10 protein-coding genes are annotated in these 16,725 nt (G+C 55.8%); 6 read left to right on the plus strand and 4 right to left on the minus strand.

Annotated features, from left to right (window positions below):
• Window positions 1-10: 10 nt before the first annotated feature.
• On the minus strand, window positions 11-1,084 hold the full coding sequence (locus K0H63_RS01475) for a DNA cytosine methyltransferase (protein WP_220066413.1): 1,074 nt from the start codon (window positions 1,082-1,084) through the stop codon (window positions 11-13).
• Window positions 1,085-1,363: 279 nt separating this feature from the next.
• Between K0H63_RS01475 and K0H63_RS01480 the strand changes: the two genes are divergently transcribed.
• Together K0H63_RS01480 and K0H63_RS01485 are read left to right on the plus strand one after the other, a co-directional pair.
• On the plus strand, window positions 1,364-2,296 hold the full coding sequence (locus K0H63_RS01480; protein ID WP_220066414.1) for an HNH endonuclease: 933 nt from the start codon (window positions 1,364-1,366) through the stop codon (window positions 2,294-2,296).
• A gap of 98 nt (window positions 2,297-2,394) precedes the next feature.
• On the plus strand, window positions 2,395-2,844 hold the full coding sequence (locus K0H63_RS01485; RefSeq protein WP_258405630.1) for a very short patch repair endonuclease: 450 nt from the start codon (window positions 2,395-2,397) through the stop codon (window positions 2,842-2,844).
• A 419-nt stretch (window positions 2,845-3,263) separates the two neighbouring features.
• On the opposite strand, the gene K0H63_RS01490 is transcribed toward K0H63_RS01485, so the two are convergent.
• Entirely contained in the window at window positions 3,264-3,872 is a 609-nt protein-coding gene (locus K0H63_RS01490; RefSeq protein WP_220066416.1) for a paraquat-inducible protein A, read from the minus strand.
• Window positions 3,873-4,115: 243 nt separating this feature from the next.
• On the minus strand, window positions 4,116-4,484 hold the full coding sequence (locus tag K0H63_RS01495) for a response regulator (protein ID WP_220066417.1): 369 nt from the start codon (window positions 4,482-4,484) through the stop codon (window positions 4,116-4,118).
• Between the two features lie 116 nt (window positions 4,485-4,600).
• Between K0H63_RS01495 and K0H63_RS01500 the strand changes: the two genes are divergently transcribed.
• The 4 genes from K0H63_RS01500 to K0H63_RS01515 all read left to right on the plus strand — a co-directional run bounded on the left by K0H63_RS01500 (window position 4,601) and on the right by K0H63_RS01515 (window position 14,428).
• Entirely contained in the window at window positions 4,601-6,034 is a 1,434-nt protein-coding gene (locus K0H63_RS01500; protein WP_220066418.1) for an alanine/glycine:cation symporter family protein, read from the plus strand.
• A gap of 108 nt (window positions 6,035-6,142) precedes the next feature.
• A complete protein-coding gene (gene yjjG, locus K0H63_RS01505; protein WP_220066419.1) occupies window positions 6,143-6,832 on the plus strand; it encodes a pyrimidine 5'-nucleotidase in 690 nt (229 codons plus the stop codon).
• Window positions 6,833-7,119: 287 nt separating this feature from the next.
• Window positions 7,120-10,050 carry a TonB-dependent receptor gene (locus K0H63_RS01510; protein ID WP_220066420.1) on the plus strand — a complete coding sequence of 977 codons (2,931 nt, stop codon included), beginning with the start codon at window positions 7,120-7,122 and terminating at the stop codon, window positions 10,048-10,050.
• 52 nt (window positions 10,051-10,102) lie between these two features.
• Entirely contained in the window at window positions 10,103-14,428 is a 4,326-nt protein-coding gene (locus K0H63_RS01515) for an alpha-1,6-glucosidase domain-containing protein (protein ID WP_220066421.1), read from the plus strand.
• A 55-nt stretch (window positions 14,429-14,483) separates the two neighbouring features.
• Here K0H63_RS01515 and K0H63_RS01520 read toward each other — a convergent pair whose 3' ends face one another.
• Entirely contained in the window at window positions 14,484-16,706 is a 2,223-nt protein-coding gene (locus tag K0H63_RS01520; RefSeq protein WP_220067773.1) for a GH92 family glycosyl hydrolase, read from the minus strand.
• Between the last annotated feature and the right edge of the window lie 19 nt (window positions 16,707-16,725).

The following is a 16,725-nucleotide window of genomic DNA, read 5'->3' on the forward strand; positions in this document are numbered from 1 at the left end:
CTGTCCAACTTTAAATGCCACTCAGTGCGTTTGAAGCAAATTTTGCGATTGCTTTGGCAAATTCAACAGGTACAGCGTTACCAATTTGCTTTGCAATTTCAATTTTAGAGCCTTCGAATTTAAAGGCGTCAGGGAACGTCATGATCCGAGCCGCTTCACGATGTGTAATTGGACGATGCTGTTCAGGATGCAGATACCGCCCTTTTTCTGGCTTAAAAAACTCAGTGCGAATAGTCACAGAAGGCCTATCCCACCAAAGCCTGCCAAATAGGTCGGTGCCACCTGAAGGTTTATTTAGCCAACATTTCGGTGTAATTTCCGGTGCATTTTTCATCAAATCAAAACGATTCCCGCCAATAGGGACGGCCTTGTAACGTAGAAGACTCGTTGGTGTTGGGTTTCGACCAAAATGAAGATTGTATGGTGATGCTACGCTTCGAATTTCGGTGCCTTCTGGATCTTTCAGATCGGAAATAACCGAACGTACGTCTTTCCATTTTTTTAGATCAGAATCTGAGCCTGGATTCGACGAATGAGTTGGTTTGGGTGGAAATTCTGGCAGCGCCGACACGTCGAAGAACTTTGAGTTATAGCCGATTACGATAGCTCTCTTGCGTGTTTGAGGTACACCGTAATCAGCTGTGTTGAGTACATCATACTGAAGTAGGAAGCCTTCAGAACGTGCTCTTTTTTTAATATCTTGGAATTCCTCACTTTTTAGAAGCCCTGGAACATTTTCCATGATAAACATCTTGGCACCCGAGCGAACCACGATATCCATATAGGGTTCCCACAATGCGCGCCGTGCATCACCCTCACGTTTTTTATTAAGAAGGCTAAAACCCTGACAAGGTGGTCCACCAATCACTATATCGGCTGCAGGAATGCTCGTTTGCTCGGACAGCCATTCTTCAATATTTACTGCAATGCAGTGGTTGCCGGGGAAGTTTGCGTTATACGTGTCAACAGCGTGTTGGTTGTTATCGATGGCGAGGATACCTTCAAAATTTAACTCGTTTTCGTATAAAAAGCCTGCACTTAAGCCGCCTGCGCCACAAAATAGATCGATAACTTTAACGCTCATTTTTGGTATGTCCCCTGAAGCAATGGCTGACATATTACCCCAGCTTAACTCTGCACCCAAGCACAATACGCTGTCTGTTTATACAGTTGTTTTGTCTGGTTATACATTACTGGCAGAAAGCTGTGTTTGCACTTCGTGTGCTAAGACCTATAACTCTGCTGATTAATGGTAATTGTCTGTCTTTTATAGTAAAAGTTTAGATGTATTCACGTTGCTAGGCATTTAAAGACATATAAGGTGGTATAAATGGCGAGGCGCTCTAAACGTAGGGATGCTGAAATGTTAAGAGATAGAGCTATTACACTCTTAACAAATTTTAAGAGTGTAATAGTCGAAGGAAAGCTACGTGAGCAAGTGTTGGCGTTATTACCTATCTCGGAGACCTTTAGAGATCTCGGTAGTTCGTTGATTAAAGACGATGATGCTAACTCGGCGAGAGAGCGTATTTTGTTCTATATGAGGCGCTATCCTCAAACACTAATCGCCGGTTCAGAACTCGCGATAGTGGCAGGAATAAGTGAATATCCTAGACGGATTAGGGAGCTCAGAGTCGAAGCGGGATGGCCAATTCTCAGCGGTAAGTCATTGAAAGACATAATTGCTGAGGAGGGGGATATTCAAGGCATAGATAGTAACAGAATTCGGCCTGACAATTATTTTCTACTTGAAGATACACAAGATCGAGACGCAGCGTATCGCTGGAATACCGCGAACAGAATTAGAAAAGAAAAAATTGCAGTTAAGGATAAGATTTTAAAATTTCTGAAGGAGAATGTCGGCAAACAGGTCTCCGGTGAAGAGCTTCAATATTTGGCATCCAACAAGTCTGAATGGGCTAGACGTGTCAGAGAATTAAGAACTGAGGACGGATGGCAGATTCTTACAAAGAATTCAGGCGCTTCACACTTACCAGTTGGGGTATATGTGCTGGCTTCGGATGAACAGGCTGAAGCTCATGATCGACGAATACCTGACCCTGTGCGAGTTAAAGTCTTAGAACGGGATAAGTTCTCATGTAAACAATGTGGCTGGAATTTGTCCAAAGCTCACCCAGCGGATAAACGCAGTATGTTGGAACTCCACCACCTGGAACATCACGCCAAAGGCGGAGAAAATACCGAAGACAATCTCATCACTCTCTGCAATGTTTGTCATGATGGTGTTCACGCTCAAAGGATTTCTGAGTCTGAATTGAGGAAATCATTAGATTAAGAAAGTAAGATGTTGTCGTTAAAAATCTAGATTTTTCATTCAACATTTTTGTCTGAGTCATACTTGGTTGGATGAGCATTTTTAGCAAAAGCCAACAAATGTCACGCATTCGGGGTGAGGATACCCACCCCGAGATGTGGTTGAGGAAGCGACTCCATGCATTGGGGTTTCGCTATCGGCTGCACGACAAACGTTTACCGGGAAAACCGGATCTGGTTTTCCCCCTATTTACCTACAAAAGCCAAGCCGTGATCTTTGTAAACGGCTGCTTCTGGCATATGCACCAATGTCGCTTCTTTCAATTCCCTGCATCTTCCTCCACTAAAGGCCGTGGGCCAGAGTGGTGGCGGGAGAAGCTGATTGGCAATCGGCAGCGGGATCTTGAGAACATCGAAAAGTGCCGCGAGCTTGGGCGGCGGGTATTGGTGTTGTGGGAGTGTGCGCTCAAGGGGACAGAAAAGTTGCCCGAGTCTCAGGTGCTGAAGCAAATCACCCAGTGGCTTGAGTCCGGTAGCCACTATCTGGAAATCCCTTTTCCTGCCAATTAGCACACTTAAAACTCATGAGCCGAGGAATACGCCTATTCCCCATCGAAGCCGCTTTGGCTGTTGGGCTGAGTGAAACGGGCAAGCCGAGGCATGGACGCTGAGGCAGAGACCGTCGAGCAGGACGCGAGTCGGTCTCGGTGCTCGTTTTCAGCCCATAAGGCCAAAGTGCTCGGCTTCGTTTGGGGTCGCAAGGGGATTGGATAAGGGGGCCAGTCGAAACGGCCCCCTTTCCTCGGGTGTGGGTTGAAGACCCACGATCTTTGCCAAACGAAGTTTGGCTATCAATACCTTAGCTGTCGAGAGACGTTCTAAAAGCTTAGCTCCTTGGTGAACAGCACTATCAGGAAATCCCGTCGCCGGACGCCATCAGGATCCAAGGTTCCAACAGCCAGGGCAGGGGTTGACCCTGCCGCATTTCTTTACGCCGCTTTTAGCCTTCGGCCCATCATCACATTCGAGGCGATGGCGAACAGGCAGTAGCCTGTGAAATACCAGAAGCCGGGTTCGAACTGGGCGTGCATGATGATGAGCTCGCCCATCTGCCCTTTGGCGTTACCGGCGAGGTAGCTGACGATAATGGCCACCACAAACACATCGGCCATGCTCCACTTGCCGATGGCATCGATAAAGCCTTTAAGCCCCCGGGCGAGAGTGCCTGACACAAACAGCAGCACGGCCTGGGATAATAGTTTCAGGGTAGGGATCACCACCGAAAAGGTGCCTATGAGTATGCCAACCAGCAGGTTGCCGCTGTCAAACAGGTCGCTGATGGTGCCTAAGATGCTGCGGCTTTTCTGGTAAATCTCGACCTGACCCTCCAGCTGGTTAAAGCCCAAAAAGGCCGATACTGAGCCCAGAATGCCGCGCACTTCGCCATCGTCGGTCATGAGTTCTATGGTGGTTTGGGCAAACTGGGATTTGTCGGCCTGGCCGTCGAGGCTCAACATGGGCAGGCTCAGGCCGGGGATAAGCAGCGCCAGGGCGATGAGGATAAGCAGCAATTGCGGCCATTTACGTTGGGTTGTCATTCGATCTCCGGAACTCAAAAATCGGCTGCCAGGGCAGCATTGGGTATGCATGTATCAGTGATTTGGGCAGTGTTTTAGCCTGTCCCGGCTGAAGGAAAGCTGAACGCCTGCCATTTAGCTGCCGCTGCCGGTGAGCGTTTGGCACACACTGTCAAAACACGATTTGGAGCAAAGCCAAAGCCGCGCGTTGGGCGACTGTTTGGCGCCGTGCTGGTTGCTTTTGTTGGCTGCCCTGTTTGCGTCTTAGTGGCTTAAGTATTTGTCCAGTAAACCGTAAATGGCGTTTGGCATGATGGGTTTGGGCAGATAGTCGGTGGCTCCCAGCTTGAAAGCGAATTCCTGATCCGAGGCTTCTGTCAGTGAACTTATCACAATGACAGGAATGTCAGCGGTTGCCGTATCAGACTTGAGTTGGCGGATTACCTGATAGCCGTTGATGTTGGGCATGGTGATATCCAGCAGAACAATATTGGGGCGCATTACCGACAAGAGTTCGAGTGCGGTGGTGCCTGAATTGGCCGCGGTTACCTCATAGCGTTCCGCCAGCAGCGACAGGAGCACGCCAATACACACAGGGTCGTCGTCAATGACCAGAATTTTTGCCTTTTCCATTTGCTCCTCTCCCTTTGACGTTATTGCCTGGTTTGCCGCCGTTAAAAGGCCGGACTTTCAACCTTGAATCGTGCCTGATAAGTTAGCACCATCATGCGTAACATAATAGCAACACTATGAACGAACAAACGCCGTTTGATTTTGCTTCCTTAGCCGCCCAGTTTGCCGCCTTTGCCTGGGGGCCGCACATGCTGTTCCTACTGGTGGGTGGCGGGTTGTTTTTCCTGATTTATTCGGGTCTCGCGCCTTTTCGCTACCTTAAACACGCCATCGATATAGTGCGCGGTAAGTATCCCGAGGCCGATGCCGCAGGCAATATCAGCCATGCCGGGGCCCTGTCGAGCGCCATGGCCGGCACCGTGGGCATGGGCAACATCGGCGGGGTGGCGCTGGCGATAGTGGCGGGCGGCCCCGGTGCCATTTTCTGGATGTGGATAAGCGCGCTGGTGGGTATGGCCACCAAGTTTTTTACCTGCACCCTGGCGATTATGTATCGCGGCACAGATGAAACCGGCCGGGTGCGCGGCGGCCCCATGTACATCATCACCCATGGGCTTGGACAAAAATGGAAGCCGCTGGCGGTGTTCTTTTGTTTGGTGGGGCTGGTGGGTAACTTCCCGCTGTTCAACACCAATCAGCTGGTACAAATCCTCAAGGAATATCTGTTTCTCTCCCCCGGCGACACGGGCGTTGCCGTGGGCAGTGGCGAGCATTTTGCCCTGGAGCTGGGGATGGGTCTCGCCATCATGACCCTGGTGGCACTGGTGATTTTGGGGGGGATCAAGCGCATTGCCGCCGTGGCGATTCGGGTGGTACCGGCGATGATCCTGCTGTACGTGGGCTGCGCCTTCTATGTGATTTTCAGCCATCTCGGCGAAGTGCCAATGCACCTGTGGCGCATTGTGGAAGATGCCTTTTCGGTGCAGTCGGTGGCGGGCGGGATTTTGGGCACCATGCTCACCGGCGTTAAGCGGGCGGCCTTTTCCAACGAGGCAGGCATTGGCACCGAGGTGATGGTGCATGGCAATGCCAAAACCTCAGAGCCGGTGAAAGAAGGGCTGGTGGCCATGCTCGGCCCCGCCATCGATACTCTGTTGGTGTGTACGGCAACGGCGCTGATTATTCTGATTTCCGGCGTGTGGGAGCAGGGCGGTGCCAACGGCATCAGCCTTTCCAGCGCCGCCTTTGCCGAAACCATTCCCGGTGTTGGCCCTTATCTGCTGCTGATTTGCGTGTGCTTTTTTGCCATTACCACCATCTTCACCCAGGCCTTTTACGGCAGTCAGTGCTTTGCCTTCCTCTTTGGTGCAAGGCGCGAGCGCTGGTATTTGTATTTGTATTTACTGGCGATTTTGTTCGCCGCCACCAATAGCCTCACCGACATAGTCAATATCATCGATGGTGCCTACGGCCTGATGGCCATTCCCACCATGACGGCGGCACTGCTGCTTGCCCCTCGGGTGCGGGCCGCAGCCAAAGATTACTTCCGCCGCCTGCGATCGCAGGGGGATGAAATAGTCGGCAGTGACGACCCGGTGGAAAGGCGTTAAAGGCCGCCGAAGCAGAGCAGGGGCGAAAAAGTCCCGGGCGGGGTTTGGGCAAGGGGGTGTTTGGGCGTACAATCGGCGTCCCTGATGCCGTTATTAACAGGAAGTGAGATGTCCAACTGCCAGCCGCTCGGTTTTGACTGGGTACTATTTGATGCCGATGAAACCCTGTTTCATTTCGATGCCTTTGCCGGACTCAAGCGCCTGTTCCAGCGCTTCGGCGTTGACTTTGATGCGGCCCATTATCAGGAGTATCAACAGGTCAACAAGCCCTTGTGGGTCGAATACCAGGAGGGGCGCATCAGTGCCAAAACCCTGCAGGAGCAGCGATTTTCCCAGTGGGGCGAGCGCCTGGGTATGGCCCCGGCAGAGCTGAACTCGGGATTTTTATCGGCCATGGCCGACATTTGCGCCCCCTTGCCCGAGGTGCCTGAGCTGCTCGAAAGCCTCAAGGGGCGTTACCGCCTTGGCATCATCACCAACGGCTTTACCGAGTTGCAGCGGATTCGTCTCGAGCGCACCGGCTTTGCCGACCATTTTGAACTCTTGGTGATTTCCGAAGAGGTGGGCCTTGCCAAACCCGACCGGGCCATTTTCGACCATGCGCTGGATGCCATGGGCAATCCGGCCCGCGAGCGGGTGCTGATGGTGGGCGATACCCTGTCGAGCGACATTCTGGGGGGCCTTAACGCCGGGCTGCGCACCTGCTGGTACAACCCAGATGCAAAAGTCATTGAGCAGGGTATCCAGCCCCATCTGGAGATCCGCTGCCACAGCGAGCTGGCCCGTTTGCTGGCCTGACGCCGCTCTCTCACGAGCCCCTTTACCCTTCCCAGCTCCTTCTCCCTTCCAGGCCGCGCGCGCTCTTTCATCGCTAGCGGCTTTGTTTTTACTGTGTTTTTTCGCTTTCCCCTGACGTTGCTGATTGTTGCAAATGTTGCGCGCATGTTGTGAATACGTATGCATAAGATTGAGCTGATAATTTGACCAAGCTTAGTATGGAGCCACAGGATCCAATACTCCTTGGTGTCTGAGGTACAGGCGGGTGTTGGCCACAACAAGTGTCGTAAGACCAGGGAGAAAAACGCATGTTCAAGCTCAAACCCAGTGTCCTGACTCTGGCGTTGGCGGCTGCCGGTTTGCCTTTGGCCATGCTGCATTCAGCGGCATTTGCCGCCGAGCCGCAGCAGAGCGAGCCAACGCAAGCCGCTGAAGCCTCAGAGAAAGAGACCGACAATCAGGCCAAACTCAATCCGGATGATGTGGAACGCATCGAAGTCACGGGTTACCGCCGCAGTCTTATCGACTCACTCAATGCCAAACGCTTTGGCGATACCGTTTCCGAGCAGCTGTCTGCCGATGATCTGGGCGCCTTGCCCGATGTGTCCATGGCCGACGCCCTCACGCGCCTGCCCGGGATCTCGGCGGTGCGCACCGGTGGCCAGGCAGCAGAAATCAATATCCGCGGTATGTCCGGCGGTTTTGTGTTTTCTACCCTCAATGGCCGTGAGCAGGTCTCCACCAGTGGCTCACGCAGCATCGAATTCGACCAATATCCTTCTGAGCTCATCAACTCGGCAGCCGTGTACAAGTCGCCAAAAGCATCGCTGATTGAAGGCGGTCTGGCCGGTACTGTGGAGCTGGCCACCGCCAGCCCTCTGGCTGCGGACAAGGATCAAAATGTCACCGTCAATGCCCGTGGCATGTACAACGACAGGGCCAGCGAAGTGTATGGCGCCGAGGAGTTTGGCCACAGACTGAGTTTTTCCTATCAGGGCAAGTTCCTCGATGAAACCCTGGGCGTGGCACTGGGTTATGCCCGCCTCGAGCAGCCCAGTGTCGCCACCCAGTTTATTGGTCTGGCCTACAGCGACAACAAGGATGTGGACGGCCTGGCCGACGACACCAATGGCCCAGAGGCCAATCCCGCCAACGAATACATCAGCGAAGGCTTCGAGATGCAGCACTTGGGCGGGCTCGAGGTGCGTAACGGCTATATGGGCGCCATTGAGTGGGCGCCGGTGAGTAACTTCAAGCTGAAGGCCGATGCCTTCCTGTCGCGCTTTGACAGCGAAGCCTTTGCCCGTGGTTTCCGGGTAAAACTCGGCGGCCCCACCACTGCCGTGGCCAATCCCGTACTGGATGGTAACTCAGTGATAGGCGGCACCTTTAACCGCACGTCCCAAAGCTACACCCGGGTGGAGCTGGTGAACGATGACAACCAGGACTTTGACCAGGTCAACAGCTTTGGGGTGAACGCCGACTGGCAGATTACCGACCGCCTGAATGTGGCGGCGGACGTGTCTTATTCCTCCGCCAAGAGCGATTTCCGTAACGGCCTGTTGTGGTCGAACGTAGCCGTGGATGCCAATGCCGACAAGCCGCTGTTCGATGAAAACGTCTCCATCAGCTACCTGCTCAATGGGCTGGATCTGCCGGATCTGGGCTTCAATCAGGCCGATGCCTTCTCGGACATCAACCGGGTGATGGTGAGTAAATACGGTATCTATCCCTATGAAAACGAAGATGAAGTAAAAGCCTATCGCCTGGACTTCAAATACGATCTCGACAGCGACTGGCTGTCGTCGGTGGAGTTTGGCGTGCGTTGGTCAGACCGAACCTACAGCAACGACCGTTCGGTGTTTGAGTATGGCAACGACGGCGGCTTCTCCAGCACCGAGCCACCACTGCGACTGACCCAGGATATGGTGACAGTAGTGGATTGGAGCGGCGACTTCAGCTACTTCCCCTCTTATCTGGCCATCGACCTCGACAAGGCGCTCAACGCCTGGTTCCCCGATGGTATTCCTCAGCCGGTGCAAACCTGGGGTAATGCCGATGGGGTGCTTGACCCCATGGGTTACACCACCAACTATTCCTGGTCTGTGCTGCAAAGCGGCGAAGTGTATGAGAAGGTGCTGGCGAGCTACCTGATGTTCAACATAGACACCGAAATCGGTGGCTTGCCGCTGACCGGTAACATAGGCCTGCGCGTTGTGGATACGGATCAGTCGGCCACCATGCTGCAAAACGTGGGCGGCGATCCGGCCCAGGGTGCCCAGTACATTGTCGATGAAAACGGCATAGTCAACGACCTCTATGCCCCAACAGTCGTGGGAGTGACCTATACCGACTATCTGCCATCCATGAACCTGAGCCTCAAGCTCACCGACGACAGCCAGCTGCGTTTTGCTGCGGCCAAGGTGATGGCGCGGCCACCCATCAACCGCCTGGCGGGGGATGTCAGTGCCTCGGTTAACGATGACGGCGAGATTAACGGCTCCAGTACCAATAACCCCTTCCTGATGCCCTTCTACGCCACCCAGTATGACCTGTCTTACGAGTACTACTTCGAAGAAGGCGCGCTGGTGGCAGCGCTGTTCTACAAGGACATCGACTCCTTTATCGACACTGTGGCCATCGCCGACTTTGACTTCCGCGGCCACGGCTTCAACGTGCCCGATTACATAGTGGATCCCGACAGCGGTGAGCAGAAAGCCACCACCAACGGCACCTACACCACGGCGGTCAACAACACCGAAGGCGGCTATATCCGCGGTCTGGAACTGGCCTACACCCAGGTGTTTGCGTCATTGCCCAGTCCCTTCGATGGCCTGGGGGTGAACACCAGCTACTCCTACACCGACAGTGAGGTGCAAAAACTCACCAGTCTGGGGGGCGACAGTGTGCCGCAAACCCTGGAAGGTCTGTCGAAGCACGTTGCCAACCTGACCCTGTTCTATGGCTACGAGGGTTTTGAAACCCGTATCAGCGCCCGTTATCGCTCGTCCTTCGTGTCTGAGCAGGTGGCCATCAACAGTCAGGTGGTGAATTACGATGCCGAAACCGTGATTGACTATCAGGCCTCCTATCAGATTAACGACAATCTCGGGGTACTGTTCCAGGTCAACAACCTCACCGACGAGCCCACCAAGAGCTACTTCGGCACCGAGGCCAAGACAGGCACCCTGCAGTATTTCGGCCGCCAATTCTTCCTGGGGGTGACCTATGCCATGTAACCCCAAGGCGGTGCGACAAGGTCATCAACTCACTTTTACCGAGGGACGACTCATGCTGAGTATCTCTAAACTTGCCCGACTGTTTGCACTGGCCTTGGCTGCCAGTGTGCTGTGGGGCTGTGGCAGCGATTCATCCGAGCCCGGCGAGGTGCTGCTGACATGTAATGTGCCCATGGTGCCCGACGCCACCGGCACCCAGTGTGTGGCGCCGCCACCCATCCAGTGTCCGCCACCCACAGTGCCCGATGCCAAAAACGAGCAGTGTGTGGTGGGCGCCGATCCCACCTTGCCTGACCCTGTGTATTTCCCCAAGGCCAACGAGGCGGTGATCTACTACAACCGTCCCAAGGATGCCGATAACAGCCCCAACGATCCTGTTTACGACGGCTATCGGTTGCACACCTGGAACAACGACACCTGTGACGCCTATGCGCCGCCATTCGACAGCAGCGACTGGGCCAATGGCCATGAGTTTGATGGTATAGACCCCAACTACGGCGCCTACTGGATCCTTAACCTCAAGGAAGGCTACGGCGAGTGCGGTAACTTCATCATCCACGTGGGCACCGAGGGCAGCGGCAAGGCCCTGGGTGACGGCGACTTCAAGATGCCCCTCAAGCAGGATGACGAAAAGTTCGTGCGGATGAACTTTACCCTCCATGGCACGCCGTCGGTATTTGAGTATCCCATCCTCAATCTGGGCCCACAGCCTGCGGTGTTCAGCAATATGAGTGCCCACTGGCTCGACCGTCAGACGCTCTTGTGGGATCAAACCGAAGAAGGCGTGGCCGAGGTGCGGCTGCACTATTCCGCCAAGGCCGACCTGACCATAGATGACAGCGGCATCAGTGGCGGCAGCCATGTACTGACTGCCACTGAACTGACCGAGGCCCAGCAGGCGAGAGCGCCTGAGCTGGCGTCCTGGCAGGCCTATCATTTGGATGTCAGCGCCGAAGAAGCCAAATCTTTGGCCAAGGCGCAGCTGGCAATGGCCGCCTTCGATGCCGACGGAAAGCCCCTTTACGCCACCTTTGTACAACAAGCGCGGGCCCTGGATGACCTCTACACCTCCGGCGATGCCGATGCCAATGAGGCAAACCTTGGGATCAGCTACGATGGCGATGCGGTTACCGCGAGACTCTGGGCCCCCACGGCTCAGGCCGTGACCCTCAAGGTGTATGACGATGCGAAAAACCTGACCCGTAGCGAGGCCATGACCGAAGACCCGGCCACCGGTATCTGGTCGTTCACCGGCACCGGGCTGGACCGCCGCTATTACCGCTATGAACTGACCCTGTATCATCCGGTCAGCAAAAAGCTCGAAACCGTCGAGAGTACCGACCCATACTCGGTGAACGTGTCTGCCAATGGCCGTTTCAGCCAGTTTGTTAACCTCAGTGACACCGACACCATGCCCGAGGGTTGGGATGGCCATGCGGTGCCCGAGGTGGCAGACCCCGAAGACATAGTGGTGTACGAGGGCCATGTCCGCGACTTCAGCATTCGTGACGAGAGCACCAGCGCCGCCAACCGCGGCAAGTATCTGGCCTTCACCGAAGAGGGTTCGGCCCCTGTGGAGCATCTGCGTTCACTGGCACAAAAGGGCCTGACCCACTTCCATGTGCTGCCTGTGACCGACATGGCCACGGTGAACGAGCTGGAAGATGAGCGGGTAGAGCTGACCGACACTTTGGGCACGCTGTGCAGCAAGATAAACGACAGTGCCGATGCCTGTAAGACCAAGGACAAGGGCGCCACTATCCAGAGCCTGCTGGAAGACAGCCTGCCCGGCTCCGCCGATGCCCAGGCACTGGTGAATGCCATGCGTGGTCTGGATGGCTTCAACTGGGGCTACGACCCACAGCACTTCCTGGCACCCGAGGGCAGCTATGCCTCCAGCCCCGATGGTGTGGCCAGAGTGAAAGAGCTGAGAGCCATGAACATGGCGCTGCACGGCATTGGTCTTCGCACCGTGCTCGACGTGGTCTACAACCACACCAGCTCATCCGGCTTGTATGACAACTCAGTGCTCGACAAGGTAGTGCCCGGCTATTATCACCGCTACGACCCTGTGACCGGTGCCATGCAGCGCTCTACCTGTTGCGAAAACACCGCCACCGAAAACGCCATGATGGCCAAGCTGATGAACGACACCCTGGTGTCGCTGGCGCTGGACTTCGGTTTCGACGGCTTCCGTTTCGACATCATGGGCCATATCCCCAAGTCGGCCATGCTGGCGGCGCGGGATGCGGTGCGTGCTGTGGATCCTGACACCTACTTCTACGGTGAGGGCTGGAACTTCGGCGAGGTGGCCGACAACCGCCTGTTCGAGCAGGCCACCCAGGCCAATCTGGCCGGCACCGAGGTGGGCAGCTTCAACGACAGAATTCGTGAGGCCATCCGTGGTGGTAGTCTGTTCCAGACTGAACTCAAGGACGAAGTGCTGCGGGATCAGGACACCCTGAGACTGTCCATGGCCGGTAACCTCAAGGACTATGTGCTCAAGGACTTCAACGGCAACTCGGCCAAGGGCAGCAGCTTCAGCTGGAACTCCCAGCCCACGGCCTATGCCATCGATCCGGCCGACATCATCAACTATGTGTCCAAGCACGATAACGAGACCCTGTGGGACAAGCTGCAATACAGCCTCCCCGTGGGCATGAGCCTGGAAGACAGGGTTAGGACCCAGAATATTGCTGCCACTGTACCGCTCTTGAGTCAGGGTATTCCCTTCCTGCAGCTGGGCGGTGACATGCTGCGATCCAAGTCCATGGACCGTAACAGCTACGACTCCGGTGACTGGTTCAACTATGTGGACTTTACCCAGTCGGGCAACAACTGGAACGTGGGTCTGCCGCTGGCACAGGACAATCAGGGCAACTGGAATACCATCTCCGGTATTTCGGCCAACCCCAATACCGCGGCCTCGGCCAGCGAGATTGGCTTTGCCGCCGAGGTGTTTGGCGAGTTTCTGCAAATCCGTCATCAGAGCAAGCTGTTCCGTCTGACCACCGCCGAGGACATCATCGCCCGGGTTGGCTTCCACAACGTGGGCAAGCGCCAAACCCAGGGTGTGATTGTGATGAGCCTGGATGATGGTGCCGGTCTTACGGATCTCGACCCCGCAGTTGATGCCATTGTGGTGATGGTCAATGGCACGGCAAGCAGCCAGTCCCATACCGTACCTACGGCCTCGGGCTTCAGCCTGCATCCGCTGCTGGCGACTTCCATCGATGCCATGGTGCGCGGCGCCAGCTTCAGCGCAGGCGATAGCGAGGGCACCTTCACCGTGCCTGCCTACACCACGGCCGTGTTTGTTAAGGCCCAGGGCTCGGCGCAGGGCGAAGGTCTGTCGGCCAATGCCACTGTGGGCGCTCCCGATGTGGTGCCCTATGGCAGCACCACTGTGTATGTCCGTGGCAGCCTGAATGGCTGGGGCACAGGCAATGCGCTGCAATACGTTGGCAACGGCGAATACCGGGTGGCTATCACCCTGGCGCCCGGCGACTATGAGTTCAAGCTGGCGTCGGAAGACTGGAACACGGTGGACTTTGGTGGTGTGTCTGCGGACGTTGCCGATGTGGAAGAGGGCGTGGCCGAGCAACTGGCGGCCAAGGGTGCCAACCTTAAATTCAGCGCAGCACTGGCGGCAACCTATGTGTTCTCCCTCGATGCCAGTGACAAGGATAACCCGCAGCTGACCGTGTACAACGAGGAGCCGTTCCCCGGCACCCAGGTGTACCTGCGCGGTGATATGAACGGCTGGAGCACCGACAACGCCATGACCTATCTGGGTGGCGGCGTTTACCGGGTCGATGTACAGCTCACCGCCGGCAGCAAGGGCTTTAAGCTTGCCTCCAGCGACTGGAGCACAGTGGACTTTGGCAGCGGTGAGGCCGATGGCAGCGTGACCCTGGGCGTGGAGAAATTCCTGGCCGTGAAGGGTGGCAACCTCAGCATGAACTTTGATGAGGACACCAGTTACAGCTTTATATTCGACCTGTCGAACCGCAGCGAGCCTTTGCTGACCGTGTACAAGACCGACATTTTTGCCGGCACCCAGGTGTACCTGCGCGGCGGCATGAATGGCTGGGGCACAGACAACCCCCTGATGCATCAGGGCGGGGGTGTCTACAGCACCGACGTCAGCCTCGGCGCCGGTACGGTTGAGTTTAAGGTGGCGAGCTCAGATTGGAGCACTGTGGATTTCGGTGCCCTGTCGGGCGATGTTGCCGATGTGGCGCTGGATCTGGCCGAGCCGCTGGCGGCCAAGGGCGCCAACCTCAAGCTCAATGTGGCCGAGGCGGGCACATACCGCTTCACGGTAGCAGGCCCAGACCCCAAGGCACCCAGTCTGACAGTGACCAGGGTGAATTAACCTGACAATAAAAATAGCCGCCCAAGGGCGGCTATTTTTTTGTCTTCTTATCGGGCTACTCCACCCTGAGCACGCCGCCTTTGACTATGTCCTGATGGTTCAAAAACGGTCTGTTGAGGCTGCGGCCATTCAATAGGAAGGCTTCGGCTTTATCCGACCGAGACTCGCTGGCACGATGTTCAATCACAAACTCCTTGCCGGGATAGTAGTCGGGATCCAGCTTGATCCTGACCTTGCTGAAGCTTGGGCGAAACAGCGCATAGTCCATAATGCCGGGGCTCACCGGGTAAATCCCCAACATGGAAAAGGCCAGCCAGGTAGACATGGTGCCTGTGTCATCATTGCCGGGCAGGCCACCTGGGTGAGTGCCAAAATGCGCCGCAATCAGCTCTCTGACGCGCTGGGAGGTGCGCCAGCTCTGGCCTTCGACGTAGTTATACAGGAAGGGATAGGTGATATCGGGCTCATTGGCCATATCGAAGTTGCCGGTATCGAAGGTGGCATCCAGTTGGCGTAAAAAGGCATCCGGCCCACCGAGCAGCTCTATCAGCCCGGGGGTATCGTGGGGCACATAAAAGCGATAGTTCCAGGCGTTGCCTTCGATATAGCCCGGCGCGGGTTCGAAGTTGCGCCCAAGTTCAGGGTCGAAGGGAGTCAGCCACTCACCCTTGCGGTTTTTCGGTCTGAGCATGCCAGTGTCGGCATCAAACAGCTTGCGGTAGTTCAGCGCCCTGGCGAGATACTTATCGTGGTCGGCCTGTTTACCCAGCGCCAATGCCAGCTGTGCCAGGTTGAAGTCGGCCAGGTAGTATTCCAGGCTGGTGGCCACGCTGCCATCGTAGGGGCCTTCATCGTCCACGGGCACATAGCCGAGCGCCAGATAATCCGGGTTTTCCGGCCTCAGCAGGTTGTGCTCGCGCTGCTCGGCTGCCCTTACCATGGCTCCATAGGCGGCCTCGACATCGAATTCCCTGATACCGCGCAGATAGCTGTCGGCAATCATGGCCGTGGCAGGATCGCCAACCATCACCTGGGTCTCCATGCCATAGAGCTCCCACTTGGGCAGCCAGCCACTCTCTTTGGCCATGGCCACCGCCGAGCGCACCATGTCTGCCTGCAGCTCGGGGTAGAGCAGGCTCAGCAGGGGATGCACATTTCTGTGGGTGTCCCAGAGTGAGTACACCGTGTAGCGGTTTTGTTTGCTGTTGCCAACGCCCTGTTGGCCCATCAAGGGGTAATCGCCGTTGGCATCCTGCAGGATATTGGGGTGGATAAGGCTGTGGTACAAGGCGGTGTAGAACAAGGTCTTTTGCTCATCACTGCCTTTAACCTCGACTCTGTCCAGCAGGCCGTCCCAGGCCTGTTGCGCCTGTGCCTTCAGCTTGTCGAACTCAAACCCGGGCTGCTCGGTATCGAGATTTTCCCTGGCGTTTTCGATGCTGACAAAGGAGATGCCCAGCTTGACCTCTATGGCCTCCTGCTCGCGGGTATCAAAGCTCAGCCAGGCGCCGATATCATCGCCGGACATGGTCTGGCGATAACCTGGGTAAGGCTTGATGCTGTCGTTGTAACCAATCCAGTCGGCTTCCACATTCTGGTAACGGGGCATTTTTTTCCACACCCCAAAGGTTTTAGGCGCCTTGCTGAAACGGGCCACAAAAAACACCGGCCGCACATCTTCGTCGTGGTAGCAGAAGGTCCCCAGCATACGGCTGCCTTCGACTTCCTGCTCCGACACCCACTTAAGGCTGGCGCCGGTTTCGTTGGTCAATCCCAGCCCCAAGTTGAGCAGTACATGGGATTGGCCCGCCGGAAAGGTGAAACGGCTTAAGCCGGTGCGCAGGCTGCTGGTGACCTCCGCCTTGACGGCGTATTTGTCCAGCCGAGCGCTGTAGTAGCCGGGACTGGCTTGCTCATTGCTGTAGCTGCTGCCGTACTCCCGGGCATCCAGTTCGAGCGGCCCCGTGGTGGGCATCAGCAGCAATACGCCCGCATCGGGGCAGCCAACGCCGCTTAAATTCAAATGGCTGAATCCCGTCAGGTAACGGTTCTCGTGGATATACACCCGCGAGTTCCAGGCGGCATCTTTTTCAAACTTGTTTTGCTCGCCGCCATGGGCCACGTTGAAGGGCGACACCGAAGCCAGGGCATTGGGGTACTGGGCGCCCGGGTGGGTGGCGCCGAAGTTTGAGGTACCGATAAAGGGATTCACGTACTGGCTGTTGCCACCCAGGGCAGAGCAGCTGGTCAGGAGCAGACCAAACAGGAATTTGTTCATGGCTGAGGACTTGGGCTTG

The organism is Shewanella zhangzhouensis (assembly GCF_019457615.1).
In the GTDB taxonomy this organism is placed as follows: domain Bacteria; phylum Pseudomonadota; class Gammaproteobacteria; order Enterobacterales; family Shewanellaceae; genus Shewanella; species Shewanella zhangzhouensis.

Bases quoted from the DNA above. Each gene is read 5' to 3' on its own strand.
- K0H63_RS01475 (WP_220066413.1), bottom strand. From the start codon at position 1,084: ATGAGCGTTAAAGTTATCGATCTATTTTGTGGCGCAGGCGGCTTAAGT.
- K0H63_RS01480 (WP_220066414.1), top strand. From the start codon at position 1,364: ATGTTAAGAGATAGAGCTATTACACTCTTAACAAATTTTAAGAGTGTA.
- K0H63_RS01485 (WP_258405630.1), top strand. From the start codon at position 2,395: ATGTCACGCATTCGGGGTGAGGATACCCACCCCGAGATGTGGTTGAGG.
- K0H63_RS01490 (WP_220066416.1), bottom strand. From the start codon at position 3,872: ATGACAACCCAACGTAAATGGCCGCAATTGCTGCTTATCCTCATCGCC.
- K0H63_RS01495 (WP_220066417.1), bottom strand. From the start codon at position 4,484: ATGGAAAAGGCAAAAATTCTGGTCATTGACGACGACCCTGTGTGTATT.
- K0H63_RS01500 (WP_220066418.1), top strand. From the start codon at position 4,601: ATGAACGAACAAACGCCGTTTGATTTTGCTTCCTTAGCCGCCCAGTTT.
- yjjG (WP_220066419.1), top strand. From the start codon at position 6,143: ATGTCCAACTGCCAGCCGCTCGGTTTTGACTGGGTACTATTTGATGCC.
- K0H63_RS01510 (WP_220066420.1), top strand. From the start codon at position 7,120: ATGTTCAAGCTCAAACCCAGTGTCCTGACTCTGGCGTTGGCGGCTGCC.
- K0H63_RS01515 (WP_220066421.1), top strand. From the start codon at position 10,103: ATGCTGAGTATCTCTAAACTTGCCCGACTGTTTGCACTGGCCTTGGCT.
- K0H63_RS01520 (WP_220067773.1), bottom strand. From the start codon at position 16,706: ATGAACAAATTCCTGTTTGGTCTGCTCCTGACCAGCTGCTCTGCCCTG.